Here is a 24,180-nt window from a genome sequence, read left to right as displayed (position 1 = left end):
TTAAATATCCAATTAAATCTGTGGCTTATAGCCAGAAATGGTTATATTTTGCCCTTGAAATAAAAATTTTACCATCTCATTTTCAATTTGTTTACGATGTTCCGGATTCATCATATTTAATTTTAATTCATTGATTAACATCGTTTGTTTTTTTATCCATTCGTTCCAAGCTTCCTGTGATATTTCATTAAAAATCCTTTTTCCAAGCTCGCCCGGATATAATTGAAAATCTAAACCAGGTGCTTCTTTTTTTAAAAAATGGCAATAAATCATACGACTCATAACGGTATCCTTAAATTGTTCTTTAAAATGTCTATTTTAAAGATTTTGTTAAAGTTATAGCTAAAAACTGTTTAGCTAAAAAGTAATGTTGGTGATTGTATCTGATGGTGATTGTATCGCCAATTGTTTCAGTAAGTTATTTACCGGTGTCGCCAATCCTATTTTAGCGGGTTGATCCAGATTGTACCAACAACCATTCGGTTCATTTAAGCGAGCACGATTTTTTAATAATTGCGTATAAATGGGTACAATTTCAAGATGAAAATGGCTGAATGTATGTCTAAAAGAAATCAATTGTATTAATTTTGATGTTATCAAATGTTGCTGTTTAAGCCAATCGTGTATAGCTTGAACGTTATCAAATTGTGGAAAACAAAAAAGGCCCCCCCAAATTCCTACTGGTGGTCGTTTTTCTAACCAAATATTTTGATGATTATCTAAAATCAAGAAATAGGCTGTTTTAGTTGGTATAGTCTGTTTCGGTTTTTTAGTCGGGAATTCTTGCCAACGATTAGTATTATATCCAATACAATCCTTTGATAAAGGGCAAAGTGTGCATTTAGGTTTGTTGCGTAGGCAGATCATCGCACCGATATCCATCATAGCTTGATTGAATTTTTCAACATCTTTCACAGGCGTGACGCGTTCTGATAATTGCCACAGTTGATTTTCTATTTTTTTGTTGCCAGGCCAACCATCAATGGCAAAAAAACGTGTTAATACCCGCTTAACATTCCCATCTAATATAGCGTAATGCTGCTTTAGTGATAATGATAAGATGGCACCAGCGGTAGAACGACCAATGCCCGGTAAATTTACAACATCTTCAAAACAAGTTGGAAAAATACCGTTATATTTTTCAACAATTATTTGCGCAGCTTTATGTAAATTTCGCGCTCTAGCATAGTATCCTAGCCCAGTCCATAAGTGAAGTACATCATCAATGGAAGAACGCGCTAAGTCCGCAATGGTTGGAAAATGTTGAATAAAACGTTCGAAATAGGGTATGACTGTTACAACTTGGGTTTGCTGTAGCATGACTTCCGACAGCCAAACATGGTAAGGTGTTTTTTCAACTTGCCAAGGCAATGTTTTTCTGCCGTATTGTTCATACCAAGTCAAAACAGATTTCGCAAAATCAATCATATAACTTTAGTGTAATTTATTGTGTAACATTATCACTTGGGTAGCAACCTAGTACTTTTGTAAATAGTGTAATTGAAGACAGCTCTTTTAAAGCTTGTTGCATCACAACACTTTCGATGTTTCCTTGTAAATCAACATAGAACATTTCTTCCCACGGGTTTCCATGTATTGGTCGTGATTCAAGTTTAGTTATCACTATATTATGGTTACGTAGTACTAACAAAGCATCAACCAGAGCACCAGCTTGTTGTCCAGTTTTCATTAATATAGTCGTTTTAGCGGAAATTTGTTGAGATACTTCGATCGCTTCTCGTGACAAAATAATAAAACGAGTTATGTTTTCTTTTTGATTTGCAAAATTATGTTCTAAAACTTGTAATCCATATAATTCTCCGCCATCTTTATTACCAATAGCTGCGACATTGTCTTGATTCAAATCTACTACAGTTTGCATTGCCGATGAGGTACTGTCGCAATAGATAATTTTCCAATTTGGATATTTATCTATGAAATTAGTACATTGTTGAAACGGCTGAGGATGACTATAAACAGTTTCAATTTTAGCTAAACTTGCTTGGTTGTTAGCTAAAATACAGTGATCAATAAAAAGGGATATTTCACCAATAATGTGTAGATTTGTTTTTTGTAACAGGTCATACACTTCATTAATTGAACCTGAACTACTATTTTCAATTGGAACTACACCGTAGTCGACCAATCCTTTATCAACACTTTCAAAAATATCTTTAAAGCTTGAACAGCTAGATTCTTCAATATGATCAAAATGATTCGCAGCGTATCGACGCATTGCCGAATGTGAATAAGAACCTTTTGGACCAAGAAACGCTATTTTTGCTGATTTAACAGCATTCTGATTTAGCTGTTGCTGCAAAATGCGTTGTTGCAATAACACTGAATCTTCTATAATAATTTGATAAAGCCTTTTAACAAAGAGCTCATCAAGCGAAAACTGATTGCCCTCTTCAATAAGCGTTTTGACCAACAAACGCTCTCGTTCAATATCACGTACTGGAATGTTGGCTTTAATTTTTGTATTGACTACTTGTGTAGATAATTCACGTCGTTGAGCAATTAATTGCAATAATTGTTTATCTAGTGCAGTTATTTTATCTCTTAAAGTTAATAATGGATTATGTGACATAAGACTGTTTCGGCTAAAAAATGATGGCATATTATATACTAATAATGCTTAAATGTGATGATTAGATTTCAGTCATAATCCAATTGAAATATTCAAAATAATTAGATTTTATTCAATATTAGAGAATAGCTACTTTTGAACTTATATAATAAGCAGTAGCGTTTAGAGAAAATATCAGCGATAATATACGCCACAATTTTTAGAATGGGTATTGTTACATGTCATTGTTGCGTTTTATTATTGTTGCAATTACTACGTCATTTTTATTAGTAGGTTGTTCTTTTGTTGACCGTTGGGTATATCGTCCCGATATCAATCAGGGAAATTATCTTACTCAGGAAGCCGTAGATAAGTTAAAGGTTGGTCAAACCAAAGAACAAGTATTATTCATAATGGGTTCGCCAATGTTAACTTCTATATTTGGTGACGATATTTGGTATTATGTATTTCGTCAAAATCCGCAACATGGTTACACTAAACAAATCACATATACGATTTCATTTAATAGTGCAGGTAACGTAGCTGATATTAAGCGAACAGCAAGCGATAACACAACTCTTGATGAAATGGAATAATACTTACGTGTATTAAAATTCTTAAAAAACCCGTCACTGACGGGTTTATTTATTTCGATTGATTGGAAATTAAAACCATTATTTAGTTAAATCAAAGTATAGTAAATAGTGATATTAGAAGAGTAATTTTAATTTACATTCCAGAAGATGTATCAAATATAAGTAGTTTAGATTAAGCCAAGTAAAATAAATACGCAAAATGAAATCAACTTTAAATAAATTTTCCGTAGCGCCAATGCTTGATTGGACCGATCGTCATTGTCGCTACTTCCATAGGATTTTAACTAAGCAATCGTTACTATACACCGAAATGGTGACAACTGGCGCGATTTTATTCGGTAAAGGGGATTATTTGACCTTTAATGCACAAGAACATCCGGTATCTCTACAATTGGGTGGTAGCGATCCCGTGTCATTAGCGAAATGTGCAAAACTGGCTGAGCAAAGGGGTTATGATGAGATCAACCTTAATGTCGGCTGTCCCTCCGATCGCGTGCAAAATGGTATGTTTGGTGCCTGTTTGATGGGTAATGCAACTTTAGTTGCTGATTGTATTAAAGCAATGCAAGATGCCGTAACAATACCGGTTACAGTTAAACACCGTATTGGAATAGATCAGCAAGATAGTTATGAATTTGTATGTCATTTTATCGAAACTATTATGCCCTATTGTCAAACATTTATTGTGCATGCACGAAAGGCGTGGTTATCAGGGTTAAGCCCGAAAGAAAATCGCGAAGTACCACCACTTGATTATGAACGTGTTTATCAACTTAAACGCGATTATCCAGAATTAGTTATTGCTATTAATGGTGGCATTACGTCGCTAGAACAAATTAAAATACATTTACAACATGTAGATGGAGTAATGGTTGGACGCGAAGCTTATCAAAATCCGATGCTTTTAAGTGAAATTGATCAACAAATTTTTGCAAAGGATCATGTAATTACCAATCCTATATCTGTAATTGAACAATTATTTCCTTATATTGAAGTCGAGTTAGCTAAGGGAACGCAATTAAATCACATTATGCGTCATACCTTAGGTATTTTTAATGGTAAAAAAGGCGCAAAACAATGGCGTCGCTATTTGAGTGAAAATGCTCACAAAAAAGGGGCTGGCTTGGAAGTCGTAGAGAAAGCACTAAGTTTTATTCAATTGCATTAATCAAGTTTATTTTATCTTTACAACAGATTTAATCCTGCAGATATCTATTTAATGGGATATCTGCTAAAATCGCTGCCATTATTTTTGCTTATAGTTTAATAGTTAAATATCATGACCGATCAAGCTTATTTAGATGAAGTGGCAAATCGTCGAACCTTTGCCATTATTTCTCACCCTGACGCAGGTAAAACTACCATAACTGAAAAAGTGTTACTATTTGGACAAGCCATTCAAACAGCCGGAACTGTGAAGGGACGTGGTGCGAATGCGCAACATGCCAAATCAGATTGGATGGAGATGGAAAAGCAGCGGGGAATCTCTATCACCACTTCCGTGATGCAGTTTCCTTACGCTAATTGTTTAGTAAATTTACTTGATACTCCCGGTCACGAAGACTTCTCGGAAGATACTTATCGTACTTTGACCGCGGTCGATAGCTGCTTAATGGTAATTGATGCAGCAAAAGGGGTAGAAGACAGAACTCGCAAACTTATGGAAGTAACTCGGCTACGTAATACGCCAATTTTAACCTTTATGAATAAACTTGATCGCGATATTCGCGATCCTATGGAGTTACTAGATGAGGTTGAAAATGAATTAAATATCATTTGTGCACCAATTACATGGCCAATTGGTTGTGGTAAGTTATTTAAGGGCGTTTACCACTTAACAAAGGATGAAACTTATTTATATCAATCTGGTAAAGGTCACACAATTCAAGAAGTACGTATAATTAAAGGATTAGCCAATCCGGAACTCGATCAAGCGGTCGGTGAAGATTTAGCTGCTCAACTTCGTGAAGAACTGGAATTAGTGCAGGGTGCTTCGAATGAGTTTGATTTAGATGCTTTTTTAAACGGTGAATTGACCCCTGTGTTTTTTGGTACAGCCTTAGGTAATTTTGGTGTTGATCACATGCTTGATGGTTTAACTGCATGGGCTCCAGCACCACAACCTCGCCAAACGGATAAACGTGAAGTAACGGCGCAGGAAGAAAAATTTAGTGGGTTTGTCTTTAAAATACAAGCAAACATGGATCCAAAACACCGCGATAGAGTAGCGTTTTTGCGAATTGTTTCGGGTAAGTATGATAAAGGTATGAAATTACGTCATGTCCGTTTAGGTAAAGATGTTAATATTTCAGATGCATTAACCTTTATGGCTGGTGATAGAGAGCATGTTGAAGAGGCTTATGCCGGCGACATTATAGGTTTACACAACCACGGTACAATTCAGATTGGAGATACCTTTAGTCAAGGTGAGGAGTTTAAATTCATTGGTATTCCTAACTTTGCGCCAGAACTGTTTCGCCGCATTCGTTTAAAAGACCCACTTAAACAAAAACAATTACTAAAAGGTTTGGTTCAATTATCAGAAGAGGGTGCTGTACAGGTTTTCCGACCTTTAATGAATAATGATCTCATTGTTGGTGCGGTTGGGGTATTACAGTTTGATGTGGTAGTTGCTCGTCTAAAATCAGAATATAATGTAGAAGCAATTTATGAGCCAATAAATGTGACTACTGCCCGTTGGGTTGAGTGTCATGATGTTAAAAAATTGGAAGAGTTTAAACGTAAATGTGAAGCTAATTTAGCTTTAGATGGTGGAGATAATTTAAGCTATATCGCCCCAAGTTTAGTAAATCTAAATTTAACGCAAGAGCGTTATCCAGATGTAGTATTTAGAAAAACGCGTGAACATTAATTAGCATTTTTTAATTGGAATTGTTTAATCTAAGCAAATTCTAAATATGTTCTAAATTAGGAATACATCTTGTTTCATAACATTATATGCAACAAGATGTATTATCTTTTTTATGCCAATTATTACTTGAAGACTTATTAAATTGCTATAAATTCAATCTAACAACATACTCTCACAATATCAAAATTAAAGCGTATTATTCATCATTAATATTGCTCACTTTAATGAGTTAGTCATGTAGTTCTTAACGTGTTCTCTACATTATTACATTACGGAAGGCAACGATTATCTATCAAGTTAATTATGTAGTAAGATAGATATCTAATGGTTTTAATATTATTTCTTTAAAACGATGTCACAACTTTTCATGCTATCGCGACAATAAGTTACCGATAAAAAAATCGATCTTAACTATTTAATTACAAATGGGGTATTTTTTGTATAATCTATAGGTGGTTGTTAAGGTTAGTTTTTAAACACGAAAGCGACTTAAAGATTTTTATTACTGTTTTATTAGTATAACCGAAAATCATAGTGGTATGATAGCTTATGGTAATTCGATAAATACAATTAACCCCATATATTTTTTAAAATTATTTAGGATAGTGTAAATGAAAAAACTATGTCGATGTTTGTTTCTGTGCTTTGCTAGTTTACTTTCTTCCATACCTCTGCTTGTTTTCGCAACTGAGCAATCTTATAGCGTCTCGAATGTTGAAATTAATAAAAGCGAGCGAGATGATCGTCGATATGAAGTTATAAGACTGATCAATGGAATAAATGTGCTATTAATCTCAGACGAAAAAGCAGTGAAATCATTAGGTGCATTAGCATTACCGATTGGTTCATTATACGATCCTAAATTACAGCAAGGACTGGCTCACTATACCGAACATATGGTATTAATGGGATCTAAAAAATATCCCAATCCCTCAGATTTTTCAGAATATTTGAGTGCTCATGCAGGTAGTTATAATGCAAGTACTACATTAAATCGTACATCTTTTTATTTTGACGTAGAAAATAGCGCTTTTGAAGGGGCATTAGATCGCTTAGCTGATGCGATATCTGAACCATTATTTGATCCAAAATATGCCGATAAAGAACGTAATGCCGTTAATTCTGAATTCACACTGTCACGATCTAATGATGGTTTTCGTATATTTCAGACTGATGCTGAGACAATTAATCAAAATCATCCGGCTTCAATGTTTTCCGGAGGTAATTTAGAAACCTTAAGCGATAAACCCAATAGTCAATTACATAAAGAGTTAGTCGATTTTCATCATAAATATTACCTGCCTGATATAATGAGCGGGGTATTATATAGTAATCAATCTTTAAACGATTTAGCTCAACTGGCTGAAAAAACATTTGGCAGAATTCAGGTAAACAAAAATAAAATCCAAAAAATAAATCAATCAGCAATTACAAAGGAAAATGTGGGTAAAATAATTTATATGGAACCCGCCCAACCTAAAAAAGTATTATATATTCAATTTCCTATTGAAAATAATCTGGATAAGTTTGCGGATAAAAGTGATGAGTATATCGGCTATATGATTAGAAATCGTAGCCCTAATACCTTATTTGATAAATTGCAAAAACAAGGTTTAATTGAATCGATCAATGCTTATAATGATCCTATTCGATATGGAACAAGTGGTGTTTTTAGCATTTATGTTAACTTAACAGATAATGGACTTGATGAAAGGGATCGAGTGTTGGCCTCTATTTTTAGTTATTTAAAGCTGTTAAAAAAAGAAGGTATTGATAAAAGATATTATGATGAATTGCAAAAGGTTTTAGCACTTGAATTCAAATATTCAGATATAACCCAAGATATGTCATATGTTGAATATTTATCTGATCAGATGTTGTTATATCCGACCCAACATATTTTAGATGCGGATTATGTTGCCAATCATTTTAACAAACAAGCGATCGAACAAAGACTGGAATCACTTACGTTAAAAAATGCACGAATTTGGTTTATTGCACCAAATCAGAAAACAGATAAACGAGCTAAATTCCTTGACGTACCTTATCAAATAGAAAATATATCGACTTCTCAAATTAATCAAATCATGAAAGAAGCAGATCAACTTCAATTTTCGCTTCCTTTATTTAACCCTTATATTCCAGATCGTTTTGAAATCGATCAAAAACCTACTAAAGAAGAACAATTGATTAATCAGCCTTTTAATCCAAAAGGTAATTATTTCCATTTTGCTAGTAAGTATTTTGCAGAAGATCCTAAAGCTGCTGTTATTTTATCTCTACGGAATAATTTTGTTGATGATAATGTTAAAAATCAGGTGATGTTCATTACACTAAATTATTTAGTCAAACGTCAATTAGCCACCCTAAATTTTCAAGCTGATGTTGCAGGTATATTTATTGGAACATTTAACGACTCAGGTATTGAAATAACTGCCAATGGTTTTAATCAACATATTTTAGCTTTAATTGAAGCCACGCTAGCAACTTATCGGACTTTTGATATCAAAGAAGAAGATTTAGCATTAGCTAAATCTTGGTATTTAGAAAGATTAGATGAAGCTGATCATGCTAATAGTAATAGCTTAGCAATGCAGCCAATTTATGCAATAACAGGAAAAACTTATTTTAATCGTAAAGATAAACGCCAAGCCATTTCAACGGTGACAGTTGAAGATTTACAAAATTTTCGCCAACAACTCTTAACCAATTCAGTGCCTTACATGCTTACTTTTGGTAATTTATCTGATCAACAAGCACTAGAATTATATAAGACCGTTAAAAACCACTTAAATTCTGATATAGAATATTATCCGGATTCAACATGGGATATTAATCATCAAATTAATGCTATCATAACTCAAAATGCAGTGAGTTCAGACAATGCATTATTTATGGGCTTTGTACCAAAGGGCTATGATAAAATAGCTAGCGGAAATATTAGTATGTTATTATCTCAAATCATTTATCCTTGGTTTTATGATCAATTACGTAGTAATGAACAGCTGGGGTATATCGTATCTGTTTTTTCATTTGATATTAGTAACAGTAGTGGTATTGGCTTCTTAATTCAAAGTAATGAACATGATCCTGCTTATTTGAATGAACGTTATCAAGCCTTCTATCCAGTAATATTGGAAAGGCTAAATGCATTATCGGATGCTGAATTTGATAATTATAAGCAATCTATATTGAATCAATGGATGATGCCTGCACAGACATTTTATGAAGAATTTGGTGACTATTATGTAGATTACTATGATTCACTATTTAAATTTGATACTAAACGAAAATCAATTGAGCAATTTAAACTATTGACTAAAAATGATGTTATTGAGTTTTTTAAACAATCAGTCATTCAACAAAACGGATTAACTATTGCATCAGAAGTAATAGGTAATCAACCTGATAAAGAACTTAATCACGTTAAAGGCCTGACTCCATATCAGAATGCAGCAGAATTACAAAGGGTTTTATCAAGCCTGTGATCTTGATATATGCAATAATATTTACCCTAAATTAATTATGCTAACCTAACTAAAAAATAACCGCCAAATTGGCGGTTATTTTTTATATTAAATAAATCATATTCAACTTTATTTATTGACGATAATTAGATAAGAAGCGGGCAAAACGTTGAATAGCATCTTCTAATGCCCCGGTATGAGGTAAGGCGACAATTCGAACGTGATCAGGTTTATGCCAGTTAAATCCTGTACCTTGTACCAGTAACACTTTTTCTTGGATAAGAAAGTCTAGTACTAATTTTTGATCATTATGTAGATTGAACTTTTTCACATCTAATTTAGGAAACAGATACAATGCTCCTTTCGGACGACGACAACTCACTCCAGGAATTTCATTAAGCAGTTCCCACGCTAATTTACATTGATCATATAAACGTCCACCGGGAACAATGAATTCATTAATACTCTGGTAACCACCTAAAGCAGCTTGAATTGCATGTTGTAATGGTACATTGGCACATAGACGCATTGAAGACAACATATTTAATCCTTCAATATACCCTTTTACATGTTTTTTCGGTCCGCTTAATGCCATCCAGCCTTGTCTGAATCCTGCTGCACGATATGTTTTAGACAATCCGCTCATTGTGACTATAAATAAATCAGGAGCTAGTGCAGCAATTGAATGATGTACAGCATCATCGTAGAGTATTTTGTCATAAATTTCATCAGCAAAGATAATCAAGTTATTTTGACGAGCAACTTCAGCAATCTCTAACAAAACTTCTTTACTATAGACAGAACCTGTTGGATTATTCGGATTTATAATCACAATCCCTTTCGTTTTAGGAGTGATTTTTTGCTTAATATCAGCTAAATCAGGTTGCCAGTCTTGTTCTTCATCACATACATAATGAACCGCTTTACCACCCGACAAACTCACGGCGGCTGTCCAAAGTGGATAATCGGGCATTGGTATTAGGATTTCATCACCGGTATTTAATAATGCTTGCATAGATTGGACAATCAATTCCGACACACCATTACCAATATAAATATCTTCGACATCGATACTATAAATACCAACAGCTTGATATTTTTGCATAATCGCTTTACGTGCCGAATATAAGCCTTTCGAATCAGAATAACCTTGTGAAGTAGGAAGGTTACGAATAACATCAACGAGTAATTCATCTGGTGCATCAAAACCAAATACCGCAGGATTACCAATGTTGAGTTTTAGAATTTTTTGCCCTTCTTCTTCCATCTTTTTGGAATATTCCAAAATTGGACCGCGAATATCATAACAAACATGATCTAATTTATTTGATTTATCAAATGTCACCATAATTATTGACCTTTATGTGAGGGTTTATCGTTATAATTTTTATTAATAGCCAATCTACTACTATTTAGTTAATTTTTGAAGATGTTATTATAACCAATTGATAAAAATATTTAAATTGCCTAATAATTATACGGAGCATCATATGAAAACCATCTTAACTGTTATAGGAAAAGACCAAACAGGTATTATTGCTGGTGTTAGTCAGCAGCTTTATGAATTAAATATTAATATTCTTGATGTTTCTCAAACTATCATGGGTGATTTTTTTACCATGATTATGTTATTAGATCTGAGTAAAGTTGATCGTCCTTTTGATGAAATAAAACAAATACTGACGGAGACAGGTGATAGATTGAAAGTAAAAGTTAATCTACAGCGTGAAGAGATTTTTGATGCAATGCACCGACTATAAATAAATTACAAGGTAATCAATCATGGAAACCAGACAAATTCTAGAAACGATCAAAATGATCGAAGAAGAAAAGTTAGATATAAGAACAATCACTATGGGTATTTCATTACTAGATTGTATTGATAGTGATGGTGCAAAGGCTCGTCAAAAAATTTATGACAAAATAACGCGTTTAGCCGGGAATTTAGTCAGTGTAGGGGAGGCAATTTCTTCAGAATTTGGTATTCCAATTATTAACAAGCGCATCTCTGTAACACCTATTTCATTAATTGCTGGTGCTAGTGATGATAAAGATTATGTTGAATTTGCTAAAACCTTAGATGCAGCAGCAAAAGCTGTGGGCGTGAATTTTATTGGTGGCTTTTCAGCTTTAGTACAAAAGGGATTTCACAAAGGTGATCAAATTTTAATAGACTCTATTCCACAGGCATTGGCACAAACCGAAAGGGTCTGCGCTTCCGTTAATGTTGGCTCGACCCAAACAGGTATTAATATGGATGCGGTCAAACGGATGGGTGAAGTAATTAAACAAGCAGCTAAATTAACTGCCGATAATAATAGTATGGCATGTGCTAAGCTAGTAGTTTTTGCTAATGCTGTTGAAGATAATCCATTTATGGCAGGTGCTTTTCATGGGGTTGGTGAAGCAGATTGTGTAATTAATGTCGGAGTAAGTGGTCCTGGTGTGGTTAAACGAGCACTTGAAAAAGTTAAAGGGCAATCATTTGATGTCGTTGCAGAAACTATTAAGAAAACTGCTTTTAAAATTACACGAATGGGTCAACTAGTTGGTAAAGAGGCTTCCGAACGTTTAGGTGTCCAGTTTGGTATTGTTGATCTTTCGTTAGCTCCGACCCCGGCAATTGGTGATTCAGTTGCTCATATTTTGGAAGAGATGGGGTTAGAAGTGGTTGGTACGCATGGTACTACCGCTGCACTAGCGATGCTAAATGATGCTGTGAAAAAAGGCGGAGTAATGGCTTGTGGGCACGTGGGCGGTTTAAGTGGGGCTTTTATCCCAGTATCTGAAGATGCCGGAATGATAGATGCTGTCAATAAAGGTTCTTTGAACTTGGAAAAACTTGAAGCAATGACTTGTGTTTGTTCCGTTGGTTTAGATATGATTGCTATTCCTGGTGATACACCGGCAGAGACAATTGCTGCCATAATTGCTGATGAAGCAGCCATTGGTGTCATTAATCACAAAACTACTGCGGTTCGGATTATTCCAGCGATGGGTATGCAAGTGGGTGATAACATTGAATTTGGAGGTTTACTCGGACATGCACCTATTATGCCTGTTAATCCTTTTAGTTCTGTCGATTTTATCCACCGTGGCGGACGTATTCCAGCTCCTATACATTCCTTTAAGAACTAATCTTAAAGTTTAATGAATTCATCACTAATTCATAAATAATTAGTGGTGAATTTAAAATTATCTTTATTAATCAATAAATTATATTATACTTTATATAATATAGCATTTCGAACCACTTAAATTAGCCATAAAATTGGGGAAGGGTAAATCATGAAATCTAAGTTATTTCTAGTAATTATTGTGTTAATTGTTATAGGTGGAATATATTTTTTTAGCAGCTATAATAATGTACAGTCTAATGATGAAAAAGTCTCGGCGGCTTGGTCAGAAGTGCTTAATCAATACCAACGTCGTGCTGATTTAGTGCCTAATTTAGTTAATACTGTTAAAGGATATACTAATCACGAGAAAGACGTGTTAGTTCAAGTGACACAGGCACGTTCGAAGGTCTCTTCAGTTCAGATTAATGCCGATCAATTATCTGATCCCCAAGCTGTCGCTCGATTCCAAGAAGCGCAACAACAGTTAAGTTCAGCATTAAGCCGTTTAATTGCTGTGAGTGAGAATTATCCTGATCTTAAAGCTAGCTCACTTTACCAAGATTTAATGGCACAATTAGAGGGTACTGAAAATCGAATCACTGTAGCAAGAAATCGATATATTGATATGATTCAAACTTATAATAGCTATATTAGGCGTTTTCCGGGCAAATTTATTGCAATGTTCTCTGATTTGAAACCGAAAGCACAATTCAGTGTCGAAAACCAAAAACAAATTTCGACTGCACCAACTATCAATTTTGATTAATGATGAATCGTTTAAGCCACATTTTGTTGTTTGCTTTACTGTTTTTAAGCTATTTGGCTTATGGTGATACTGCCATACCAACATTTAGTCAGCGTATTGTTGATACAACTCATACATTGACGGAAACACAGTTAAAGGCTCTAGAGCAGAAAATCATACAATACGAGAATGTTAAAAAAGATGGTGCCCAGATTGCTGTTCTCATGATACCGACACTGTCTGATGAACCGATTGAAAATTATGCCGTTCGCGTATTTGAGAAATGGAAAATTGGCAAAAAAGGCAACGATAATGGCATATTATTGCTCATAGCGAAAAATGATCACCGAATACGTATTGAGGTCGGTTATGGTTTAGAAGGAGATTTACCAGATCTAAAGGCAAAATTGATTATTAATCGCAACATTACGCCAGAATTTAAGCAGGATAATTATTATCAAGGGATTGATAATGGACTAACGGAGATGATTCGTCAATTGACGCAGGATGTAACTAATAACGATCGCCAAAATTCGCCTAAGGATTTACAAATACAGGATGTACTAAGTGGAGATTCAGGTCGGCAACTTTTCAATTATGCTGCTTTCTCGTTTGTTATTTGTGTCCTGATTGGCAATATAATACCGTTAAATTATCTAAAAAAGGCCAGTAAATTACGAGGACCGCTGATCGGTGCATTGAATGGTTTATCAACTGGAGGCTTTTCATTATTTTTAGGCTTTCCATTTTCAATTGCGATGCCAATTTTATTCTTAGTTTTTGTCGTCAGCACTATCATCTATGGCATCTTTAGTATTAGAGGCTCTGGTGGTGGCGGTGGTCCCTTTGGTGGTGGAAATTCTGGCGGAGGATTCGGCGGTGGTTTTGGTGGAGGCTTCGGTGGTGGTGGTGGCGGTCGCAGCGGTGGTGGCGGTGCATCAGGAAGTTGGTAATGAAGATGGTTTAAGGCGAACGTACCATTGCCTTAAACCAAATTTATTCTTTTATTTAATTATTATTTAAACTAGATGTCACAATTGTTAATAAGAGTTTGTCCACAACGCTTGTTGCCATGAGCTGTGTTTGTTGTGTTCTACTAGCTGCTTGTGCTGTAAATGCAAGAACTAACCAATAACCTATAGTTTTATTTGGGTATCCTAAATAAGTATCTAACAAATGTGAATTTGGCGAATCAGATTCATTAAGTTTGATACCATAGTCCGAAAGTAAAATCTGTATCTTTGTAACTATTTTTTGATCGATCTGACTGTACCAAATCTGTTTAATCACACTAAACTCAGGTTGTATTTCATGCATTTGTGCTACTGCAGCAGGGTACTCATTTTCTGTTGTTAACATCGATCTTAAAATATAACTTTGTGGATTTAAATGAGTTCGATTTTCATACAATGATTCATTTGCGAGCAATAAGGCTGTGATAAATTGAGAACTTTCCGTTGTTTCAGTGTTATCGGTAATAATTAAATAAAGACCAGGATTTTCATCATCAATAAGCGTATCAAAATTAAATGGCTCTTTACTTAAAGTCGATTCATGAAAAAACTCAATTGTCAGATTACCGTTAATCAATTTATATGCTTTGCGTATTAGGTTTTCTTTTTCAGTTTTTTCACCAGGAAAACTAAATAATATGACTGTTAGTACACATTTAGGGTCAATTAGCTCTAAGCTATCCGCTAAATTAGCAAAGATCCATTCATAAGATTCAAGATAAAAGTTTTGATCATTATTATCAAAAGAAAATGCTTTATTAGCAGCACATTTCATTTCACTTTGATTAGTTAGGAAATCATCAATAGATGAATTTAATGGAGTAATTATCACACTATTTAAAACAGCTAAGGATTGCATTGACCACTGTTGCCATTGTTTATCATAAAACTTTATTTGTTCATCCCAAGTTTTAACTTTTTCTAATGTTAAATAATAGGTAAAAACCCGAACACTAAAGAGTATTCCTGTTATCACAGAGGTAATACAGAAAAGAATTACAATAAATAGAGTATTATTATTAACTTGAAGAGGGAAAATAAATATTATGCTTAATAAGCTACAGACAAATACAAATAACATAATACATAACCAGTGCCAGATTTTTATTGTTCTCGGTGGAGGTAATTCACGAATGGTTTTTTTTTCCCACATATTATTTCCTTTATAATCATTATTGCTTAATATACGATCAGATATATTTCATCATTAATATGATTGATTTATAATAAGTTTTTACTTAATACATTGCGACCTAAATTAATTCAAATTGTATTGATGGTGTATTTTTCAATAATTATGATAAATCCATAACCAATACAACTTCATATTGTTGCTAATTTTTCAGATATTACTAATTAACGTTAAAAACTTCTATTAATTGGGTTATGCAATACTTATTGCAAGTACACCATTGCAATAGATTTTATTCGTGTAAAAACAGTTTATTTTTTTAGTTTTGCTTTGGCTTTACTTTAATCTATAAATTGAGCAGACATATACTCTACCATATCTTTTAGGTAATAAATAAAGTGACCAGTGAATTATTTAATTTTAACACTTAATAAAGTATCCTTTAGGCAACAGTTAATATTAAAATAATGACATTTTATTTGTATAGTAGAATATGGTAATTTATATTTAAGTGATCAGAGTTTTTTTGCTGTTTCATTTTTAAATTTATTACTGGGCACTTAGATTAAAAATATGAAGTTAACCCACTATATACAAATAATAGTTTAACTTCTTTTATTTTCACGACTTGTTGCTTTCTTTATTTAATTATTATTATCTAACCGTTGTTGCCTTATAAGCGTATCCAAAAGAACTGTTTCAAAAGTATCAGGAATAAAAGGTAGATTATCATAGGGTTGTGGTTCATCGTTATCTAACCATTTTAACTTGTTTTTATTATTTTCGTTTTTCTTTGACTCATCAATGGTAAGTAAGATATTGCCTAATCCATCAAAAAATTGAGTTTTAATATAATGGCGATGTTTTATCTCTGACTTAATTAATTCAATATGTTGTGTTTTGATACCCTCATCATTAAATTTATCCAAAGTTGCGGAGATATTTTCTTTATTAACGCGTTCAAACATCCTGATAACGATGCCATTAGCATTTTTAAGTTCTTGCTGATTTGGAATGCAGTTCCCACTTTCATATGTAGTTTCTATTATCATATTTTGATAAACAGGGCTCTCGAGTACCGTATGTTGACTTCTTGTTATATTATTACTCTCATACTCATATTCATTTAACATTTTAATAATTCGTGTTTTTTGGATTACGGATATAATTTTTCCCATCACTCTTTCAACCCGAATATAACTTGGACGCTCAATCGCTTGTTCAGCACTATCTAACTGTTTTAATTGTTGATCTTCAGCTATTTCAAAAAAGTGAATACCGTTCTCTAATGATTTAAATTGATCTAAAGTTAAATTAATAGGGCGTTGTTGCCACACTTCATGTATAACTTCCCTGTATTGTAAATTATCACCAATTTCGACTTTAATAAGATCACTGTATTCATTTTTCGGTTGTTGATTTTCTGCCTCAATTAAAGTTAATGGTTTTTGATGAGGGAAATTTTTATAACGGTCATTTAAAAATTTTGGATAGGGGAGTTTGTGGTAATAAATTTGATTTGCTTTAATTCCTAAATAGTTAGCTCGCATTATTGCTTCGTTATCCCATTTAGCCGTGTTATTGTCGAAAGTATGTTTAAATAGTTTATTGATTAGAACGTAATCGGTTTTTTCGATATCCATAATTAGTGAGTTATAAGGATAAGTCTCATCTAAATATTTGCTAGAATCAAATATCTCTTCGGGTTTATTAGTTATTGTTTTTATTATGTCACCATTATCATTTAATAACTGATTTTCAATGCGCGGGGAAGGCATAGGATTATCGTAGTAAATGACATGGTTAGTTTTGATGCCGTTATTATCAAAATACTCTTCAATTTTTTCAATGCCATTTTTACGGATATTTGTATAATGCATGGTTTGTTGGGTTAATAGATTTTTTTGCTTGCCTTTTATCCTTTTTCCCTGCTCATCATAAGATATTTCATTAAAATATATAACATTATTATAGTTATCGTATATTTCAGTTGTTGAATGTTTGATATTTCTATTTGGCCAGTATTCATAGGTATAATGGCTGATTGATATTAAAGGTCGTTTTTGAATGCTTACTACTTTTCCATTTTTCTTTTCGACACGTAAATAGGCCGGTAATTCGAATAAATCTCCAAAATTATCTTTTTTTTGTAATTGATTATCTTGATCAAAAATATAGAAATGGACACCATCTTCCAGTGTTTGAAAAGTCTCTGATGGGTATAATATTTCGATTATATTTCTTCTTCTTTTAACTATATCACTATACTGATAATTATCGTTCAATTTCACTTGGGAAATATCTTGTGTAGCAGTAGAGTACATACTTGGTTCAGTTTCTAATGAATTACTAATTGATGAAAATAACTTTTCAGGAAAACTGTTTTTTATATCAATAAAACCACTAAAATTAAGTTGGTAATAGGTTTTATGAGGTTCTATTGCTTGATCTTTTAATTTCGTAATAATTACAGATAGTTCATCCATTGTTATCTCCGCTATAACAGGTAAATTATTTATTGGTATAAATGCTATAAAAAATGAAAAACAAATTTTCTGAAAAGTCTTCATATAATCCTTAATCATTTCAAATATAATTAAACTGTTATATTTTAAAATTCGCTAAATCGGATATTTTAAATAGTCTGTTCATTAATTCCTTTCGTTGCTTGAATTTTTCATCTAGATCAGAATCATCTTCATCGTCTAAGGATTTTTTATAATCTCTAAAATGTTTATCCAGATCTAAACCGATACATTCGGGATCAGCTAAATTACAGTGTGCTAATATTAGAAACAATAATGTATGACAATTCGTTTCATCAAAGCCATCGCCATTCCAACTCCATTCTTCATTTTCAGTTTCTTTGAATCGTTTAACATAGTCTCTAATTTCATCTATTACTTGTTCTTCAGTTCGCGTATCATTTGGTAATAAATAAGGATTTGAGGTGATTTTAATTGGCGTCGGTTCTATAAATCGTCGGTATTGACCACAATCGAATGCTAGTTTAGATAACTCATTATTACTTTCACTCCTACCCGCGATTCTTACTAATGTATGATCTAATTTAAGATCTTCATCTTTTTCGCGTCTATCCTCGTGATCACCATTAAAACATCCTTGATTAGAAATCGCTCTTGAATTAATTGTGATAGCACCTAGAATACTAAAATTCCGCCAAAAATCATCCGATATGGGATACCAGCCATAACTTTCACGAAAGCCATTTATTTTCTTTGCTTTTTTTCCAAGTTTTATGAAATCTTTTTCTTTTAAACCTTGTTGTTGGGCTTGGACAAAAAATTCATCCATTTCTTCTTCATCTTCATGGATAATTTCTATCCAATAGTGACCCGTATTTAAACCATCTTTGGGTATTCTGCGTATTAATATATTTTCTAATCTTCTTGCGCCAAAGATAATTTTGGTATCCATACTAGCATCTCTGTCCCAAGGGCTACAAGTTATTGATGTTACTTCATTAAAATACATAAAACCGCCTTTATTTTTTCATATTTGAATTTTCTTTTATTATTTTGTAGATTTATGTCACCATTTAAACTTGTCTTTTTCACTTTTTGCGATAATTGAATTATTATTTAAGACCTATTACTTTGATTAATAAACAGTTTATTTATACCTTATACTAAATTAAATCGACTAAAGTTAGTGAAGCGTTGATAGTGGTCTGAGGAATAAGTTAAATAAAAATCGTATCTTTTTCTAGCAAAATCTAAAATGAGGTTTAACACACGATTAAAACTATATTGCTTATAAATTCTTAAAAGATCATTCTTAATTTCAATTACTTTATTTTTAAGCGTATTAATATATTGAATGCTTATCAGTGAAACTGGTTGTTCAATGTATTGGTAAAAGTTGCTAAATATTATATCTATTCTATCTTTTAAACCGGAATACCACATAGGTCGTTGAAAACAAAATAGAAGTCGAGCAGTTTTAAAGATTATTGATGTTAAAATTAACTTAAATTTTTCATTGGTTAAACATTTATTATTTTTATAAGTATTAGAACCTAAAACACTATAGTAATTAACTAATACGATTATCGTTAATAGGTTACAAAAAAATTCACTTTTCAATCTGTTAATTGCAATCAAAACCTCTTCTATCATAATTGCCAAGTATTCCTTATTATTTTGGTTATTCTTTAATAAAGATAAGCGGTTAGCATAAAATAAGCTATTTTTTTAGACAATTCAATGATTTTCAAGATTCAACTAAAAGTGTGATAAATAATGTCATTTAACAAATAAAATGTAATAAATATTGTTTAATAACTATCTAAAAAATAGCATATTTTTTAAGAAAATATTGAGTAAAATTTAATAAAATCCAAAAAACAGTTAATTTATTTAAAAGCGGTTAGTTATGAAAGAATAGTTAACTGTAATTTTATACTCTATATTTGTTCTCTGCTACCATGTATTGGTGCTAATTCCCAAACACGTTGTGTATCCAAATTAATGATTTTAACCATCAGGAAATTGTTACTTGTGACGCAAAAAGGAAATACATTAGTTAGCATCAAACTAAATCGATACATTTCACCTTCATTTTCGAAACATTTCGGATCAAGTGTAATGATCATCTCAATACCGCGTTGCATATCACAATTGAAAATCCAATCAATCGGTCTTGTTTTAACGTCTACAATACCATCAAGTGCTTTATCTTGTTTTAGTTTTAATGGTGCGTTCAAATAGCCATGATAATTTAAATCGGATATTAGTTGTTTAATAGCATCAATGTTCTTTAAAAATACTGTACTTAAAGATAAATGAGAAATAATGGACCAGTGTTGATAGCTGTCTACTATTGGCGGGATTTCTGTGGTCGGTTTCGTGATATTTTTGAAAGCTAAGCTACTACTAATTGTTTGTGTGGGTAAGTAAATATCATTAATGTTTAACATATTAACTTTATCACCATTAGTTGCCGTTACATTACATATAAAGTTCTCATGACAAAAATCGTCAAAAGATTCTCCTTGGCTATTTATAAAAGTAATTTCGCTTTTAACTTTTCCTGTAACACTATTTTTGAACATGCTTTGATAATAAATATTACGTATTTGACTGAAACTGTTAGTCGCAAATTCTGTTATGGCAATATATTTTTCTTTTTCACCGCGTTGCACTTGTTTTGCTGGTTCTAAAGGGGAATAGACTTCATTTATTTGATATATATTATTGTTATTGGCTAATTTTAAAGTATAACTACTTTTTCCCGGTTCAAAATTTAATAGTGGAGTTGTTTTTTTAAATAGATTAATAATTGGTACACAGTTAGTTAAAAAAGAATTTGTATTATCTAGCTGCAATACCGTAATTAATGGTTCGTTAAATTGGAATACTATGGTAAATGTATTATCTTCATCAAGTTCTATTTCGAATAATTCATTATGAAGATTAATGGTAAGGAAGTCATTAACATGAGGTAGATAAAAGTACTCTTGTAGCAATTGTAAGCGCCAGAATAATGGCTGTTCTAAAGGTAATATCAATTTTTCTGGTGCTGGTACAAAATTAGAAACAACATCTCGACTTAGTGTAAAGGTTTTATCTTTTTGTATAACTGTTACGCTAGTTAAATATTGTTGAAACCAAAGTTGTAAAAAACCAGCAATATGTGTATTTGTGCTTAGGAAAAAGTCAATAGGTAATGTTTTCCAAGTTTTGGTTTCTGTTAATGATCCTTTCCATTTTATTTTCAAACTTATTTTGCAGCCATTTGGTGTGTTGACTAGATTGCAACTTTTCACTTCTAAAGGAATAATTGTTTTATCTCTGACCGTATGATAAATACAGTTTTCACTTTCAACCGCCTGGCTTTTAACCTCCGATCCTTTAGATAAGTGGTGTATATCAGCAGATTTAGGCATGAATTGCAAAATAGACGTCGAGGGAATGGGTCTTATTGGCGTTGGCCAGACTCTTGATAATAAATTTTGAGTGATTTCAGGAAATGCATCATCAATGTTTTGATGTAATTTGGCCATTAAAAAAGCAAAATGCTCAAATAAATATTCTATATCATTTTCATTATCAAAAGATGTTAGAAAATCATGGAAAATATTGCTGTTGTTTGAACTTTCTTGAGCGAGTTCTTTTATATAAGCTAATTCATCACGAAAATAATCTTTAAGATCCATAATTCCCTCATTTTTATTATTAATATTATATGGTTAATAAAATATTAGTTATCTCTGATTATAAATGGATATTTATTATCTAATTTACTTTATAATGTATTTTATATTACTATGTTTTGGTTATCTAATTAAATAAACAAATTTGCATAAATAATTTATATATGATTTTTTACTTAGCTATTTACTTCTAAATTGAATATTTGATTTTATTATAATTTCATCATTTGATGAATAATTAGATATAACGAGGACATAGTTAATTTTTATAATTTAATTGGCCTGTTTAACCTCTTTTTTAAAAGGAATTCAACATGCGGCAACATAATTATTGGCAGCCATTATTTACCCTACTATCTTTGTTTCTGTTCAGTCTTATTCTCACTGGTTGTTCCTCTCCAACAAAACGGCCTTTTTATCCCAGAGTTGAAAATCTTGGTAATTCGCAAAATATGCAATTAACCGAATATGAAGTTCTAGATATTGATTTAAATCAGGAGATTAGTGAAGAAGATATCCGAACAGCTGTAGAAATTGCTAAATCACAGGTTTTTAAACTAGCGCCTAAATCAAAAATCGTATTAGTTCAATCAGGCGCAACCGTACCTGACACGACGATGCAAGAAATCATGATGAAACATTATCGAGTATCAGTTTATTCGGGTATATCACAGGCTAAAAATACACCTAAAGTATTCAAGAAAAATGATCAATCTACGGTTACATCAAATAATAGCTTTATTAGAAAATTACGATTGGCTTCCGCAAGAGCTAAACAAGATAAGATTATTGTTTATTGGGGAAAAATGGAATTAGGTCGATTAGATCGGGAAAGTAAAACACGGGTATGGGAGGGTTATAACGGGGGTAGTATTCCATCGTCAACAGAATATCTGCGTTATTTAGTCCGTTTTGCCATAGTTGATGTTAATACCGGTATGTGGGCAATGTACTCATCAATTAACAAAGAAGAACCCTATAAAAGGCGTTCTATTAATAGTACAAGCGAGGATATAGCCCAATTAACCAAAGTTAAAAATGATGCATATCTATTGTCAGTAGAAAACCTTTTAGCTCAATTTGAATAAATTTAGCCTTACAATAATCACATTTAATAATTCAGTTATTGTGTTATTTCTCTTTTCGAAGTTCATGATAATGACTGAGTAATGTATTAAAGCGGTCATCAATATTTTTAATGAGTATTGGTGACGCGTTTTTAGTTACTGATAATTGTCTTAATAATTCTTCAAGAGGGACTTCTCGATCTAATTGAGTTTTTATGTCATAGATAGCAGATCTAACCTGTGAAATTGTGAGAGTTTGATTCTGCTCTTCTGCTTTTGTTAGCGTATCCTCAAGTTTTTGTAACTGTCGTTTGGCTTTGTAATATCCGTCTCGCATAAAACGATCTTGACGCTGAATATCCAACCATTTCTGCCAATCTTGTGCCATATCTTGCGATATTTTATTTTTAGGCCATAGATTTTGAGTGATATAAACTAAATTATCACCATAATAACGCGTAGCTAGCGGTGATAAAGTATAAAGTTGTTGAAGTTGTTGTTGAAAAATTTCTGGATTAATTTGTTTAAATTGAATTTGCAATTCATATGATTTTGATAGCAATGATACACTCGGTTTAGATAATGGGGTAAACAAAGCTAATTCAACTTTTTCAGGTCTAGCAGCATGTTGCCAATAACTATTAATCCCTAATAGCAATATACCAGTCATTAAGCTCCCAATTATTAAACCATGCCATCCTTTAAAACGAGATGTTTTTTGTTGTGGCGCTGGGATGATTTTAGTCACATAGTGAATTTGTGGTGAATTCGTTGCAACGGGTTGTATTGAAATTGGGGATGTATAGATTTTTGTTTCTTCTTTTTTGGGAAGTGATACTGATGGTTCTTTTTTAACTACTTTTTGTTTTTCCATTAACCTTTTTTCAAGGGTCATTCTTGTATTTTTTAGATATTCTAATAATTCAAATATCTTAGGTGTTTTTTTTAATTGTTCGTTTTTTAATTTATCTACTATTTTTTTTAGAGGTTGTTCCAGTTGGATTAGTAATGCAATATGATTGACGGTATAAGGAAAATCACGGACTTCTTGATCTACTCGAATATTTAGCCAGTCTAAAATATTAATACGGACCGTTTCATCTGTCGGCCATAGTTGTTGCCAATGATTAGTTATTAATTTGGCAATAATTTCACACCCCTCCATAAAGCCTTCAAGACCATTAAGACGCGTTTTAGCAAATGTTAGATAGGTGGCTGTTTGTAAATCAACCCCATTTTTGGTAAAAAGCGTTTTCGCTAGTGACTCTATATTAGAAAAATCAACTTGTTCTGCTGCGGGGTGACTTAGTTTATTAATTTCATTACGTATTTCGGTAAATTCTAAGTATTTCCTTGGATCGTCACCTACCTTTAATAGTTTTAGCATATCCATTGTCCTAGGTATACCCAGGAGTTATCCTGGGT

General features: G+C 32.5%; 18 protein-coding genes. 9 read left to right on the top strand and 9 right to left on the bottom strand.

Features of this window, described 5'->3' with window-relative positions:
- Positions 1–12 precede the first annotated feature (12 nt).
- From FPB0191_RS08775 to pheA, 3 genes are all read right to left on the bottom strand, one after another.
- Positions 13–282, bottom strand: coding sequence for an oxidative damage protection protein (locus tag FPB0191_RS08775; protein WP_039105402.1), 270 nt, complete (start codon positions 280–282; stop codon positions 13–15).
- Positions 283–357: 75 nt separating this feature from the next.
- Positions 358–1,428, bottom strand: a complete 1,071-nt coding sequence (mutY, locus tag FPB0191_RS08770) for an A/G-specific adenine glycosylase (RefSeq protein WP_039105400.1) — start codon at positions 1,426–1,428, stop codon at positions 358–360.
- A gap of 16 nt (positions 1,429–1,444) precedes the next feature.
- Positions 1,445–2,620, bottom strand: a complete 1,176-nt coding sequence (pheA, locus tag FPB0191_RS08765; protein WP_052236903.1) for a bifunctional chorismate mutase/prephenate dehydratase — start codon at positions 2,618–2,620, stop codon at positions 1,445–1,447.
- 188 nt (positions 2,621–2,808) lie between these two features.
- On the opposite strand from pheA, the gene bamE reads away from it, so the two are divergent.
- The 4 genes from bamE (at position 2,809) to ptrA (ending at position 9,525) form a co-directional block, all read left to right on the top strand.
- Positions 2,809–3,165, top strand: coding sequence for an outer membrane protein assembly factor BamE (gene bamE, locus FPB0191_RS08760; protein ID WP_052236902.1), 357 nt, complete (start codon positions 2,809–2,811; stop codon positions 3,163–3,165).
- A gap of 199 nt (positions 3,166–3,364) precedes the next feature.
- Positions 3,365–4,333: a tRNA dihydrouridine(20/20a) synthase DusA gene (dusA, locus tag FPB0191_RS08755; protein WP_039105396.1), complete on the top strand. Its 969-nt coding sequence runs from the start codon at positions 3,365–3,367 to the stop codon at positions 4,331–4,333.
- Positions 4,334–4,444: 111 nt separating this feature from the next.
- On the top strand, positions 4,445–6,037 hold the full coding sequence (prfC, locus tag FPB0191_RS08750) for a peptide chain release factor 3 (protein WP_039105394.1): 1,593 nt from the start codon (positions 4,445–4,447) through the stop codon (positions 6,035–6,037).
- Positions 6,038–6,648: 611 nt separating this feature from the next.
- The gene (gene ptrA, locus FPB0191_RS08745; protein ID WP_052236901.1) at positions 6,649–9,525 is read left to right on the top strand and encodes a pitrilysin; all 2,877 of its coding nucleotides are present in this window, start codon (positions 6,649–6,651) and stop codon (positions 9,523–9,525) included.
- A gap of 112 nt (positions 9,526–9,637) precedes the next feature.
- On the opposite strand, the gene FPB0191_RS08740 is transcribed toward ptrA, so the two are convergent.
- The gene (locus FPB0191_RS08740; RefSeq protein ID WP_039105392.1) at positions 9,638–10,852 is read right to left on the bottom strand and encodes a pyridoxal phosphate-dependent aminotransferase; all 1,215 of its coding nucleotides are present in this window, start codon (positions 10,850–10,852) and stop codon (positions 9,638–9,640) included.
- A gap of 142 nt (positions 10,853–10,994) precedes the next feature.
- Here FPB0191_RS08740 and FPB0191_RS08735 point away from each other — a divergent pair, with 142 nt between their 5' ends.
- The 4 genes from FPB0191_RS08735 (at position 10,995) to FPB0191_RS08720 (ending at position 14,321) form a co-directional block, all read left to right on the top strand.
- The gene (locus FPB0191_RS08735; RefSeq protein WP_039105390.1) at positions 10,995–11,264 is read left to right on the top strand and encodes an ACT domain-containing protein; all 270 of its coding nucleotides are present in this window, start codon (positions 10,995–10,997) and stop codon (positions 11,262–11,264) included.
- Between the two features lie 22 nt (positions 11,265–11,286).
- Entirely contained in the window at positions 11,287–12,642 is a 1,356-nt protein-coding gene (locus tag FPB0191_RS08730; protein ID WP_039105388.1) for a PFL family protein, read from the top strand.
- 150 nt (positions 12,643–12,792) lie between these two features.
- On the top strand, positions 12,793–13,389 hold the full coding sequence (locus FPB0191_RS08725) for a LemA family protein (protein ID WP_052236900.1): 597 nt from the start codon (positions 12,793–12,795) through the stop codon (positions 13,387–13,389).
- The gene (locus tag FPB0191_RS08720) at positions 13,389–14,321 is read left to right on the top strand and encodes a TPM domain-containing protein (RefSeq protein WP_082018295.1); all 933 of its coding nucleotides are present in this window, start codon (positions 13,389–13,391) and stop codon (positions 14,319–14,321) included. Before FPB0191_RS08725 ends, FPB0191_RS08720 begins: the two co-directional genes overlap by 1 nt.
- A 55-nt stretch (positions 14,322–14,376) precedes the next feature.
- Here FPB0191_RS08720 and FPB0191_RS08715 read toward each other — a convergent pair whose 3' ends face one another.
- The 4 genes from FPB0191_RS08715 to tssF form a co-directional block, all read right to left on the bottom strand.
- Positions 14,377–15,534, bottom strand: coding sequence for a hypothetical protein (locus tag FPB0191_RS08715; protein ID WP_039105386.1), 1,158 nt, complete (start codon positions 15,532–15,534; stop codon positions 14,377–14,379).
- A gap of 623 nt (positions 15,535–16,157) precedes the next feature.
- Entirely contained in the window at positions 16,158–18,083 is a 1,926-nt protein-coding gene (locus FPB0191_RS08710) for a hypothetical protein (protein WP_146202388.1), read from the bottom strand.
- Positions 18,084–18,117: 34 nt separating this feature from the next.
- Positions 18,118–19,008 carry a hypothetical protein gene (locus tag FPB0191_RS08705; protein ID WP_039105382.1) on the bottom strand — a complete coding sequence of 297 codons (891 nt, stop codon included), beginning with the start codon at positions 19,006–19,008 and terminating at the stop codon, positions 18,118–18,120.
- A 931-nt stretch (positions 19,009–19,939) separates the two neighbouring features.
- Positions 19,940–21,691, bottom strand: coding sequence for a type VI secretion system baseplate subunit TssF (tssF, locus tag FPB0191_RS08695; protein WP_039105377.1), 1,752 nt, complete (start codon positions 21,689–21,691; stop codon positions 19,940–19,942).
- Positions 21,692–22,002: 311 nt separating this feature from the next.
- Between tssF and FPB0191_RS08690 the strand changes: the two genes are divergently transcribed.
- Positions 22,003–22,776, top strand: a complete 774-nt coding sequence (locus FPB0191_RS08690; RefSeq protein ID WP_039105375.1) for a lipoprotein YafT — start codon at positions 22,003–22,005, stop codon at positions 22,774–22,776.
- A gap of 43 nt (positions 22,777–22,819) precedes the next feature.
- Here FPB0191_RS08690 and FPB0191_RS08685 read toward each other — a convergent pair whose 3' ends face one another.
- On the bottom strand, positions 22,820–24,142 hold the full coding sequence (locus FPB0191_RS08685) for a VasL domain-containing protein (protein WP_162485173.1): 1,323 nt from the start codon (positions 24,140–24,142) through the stop codon (positions 22,820–22,822).
- Positions 24,143–24,180 lie beyond the last annotated feature (38 nt).

Source organism: Frischella perrara (genome assembly GCF_000807275.1).
Lineage (GTDB): Bacteria > Pseudomonadota > Gammaproteobacteria > Enterobacterales > Orbaceae > Frischella > Frischella perrara.
This window is presented reverse-complemented; position numbering and strand designations above follow the sequence as displayed.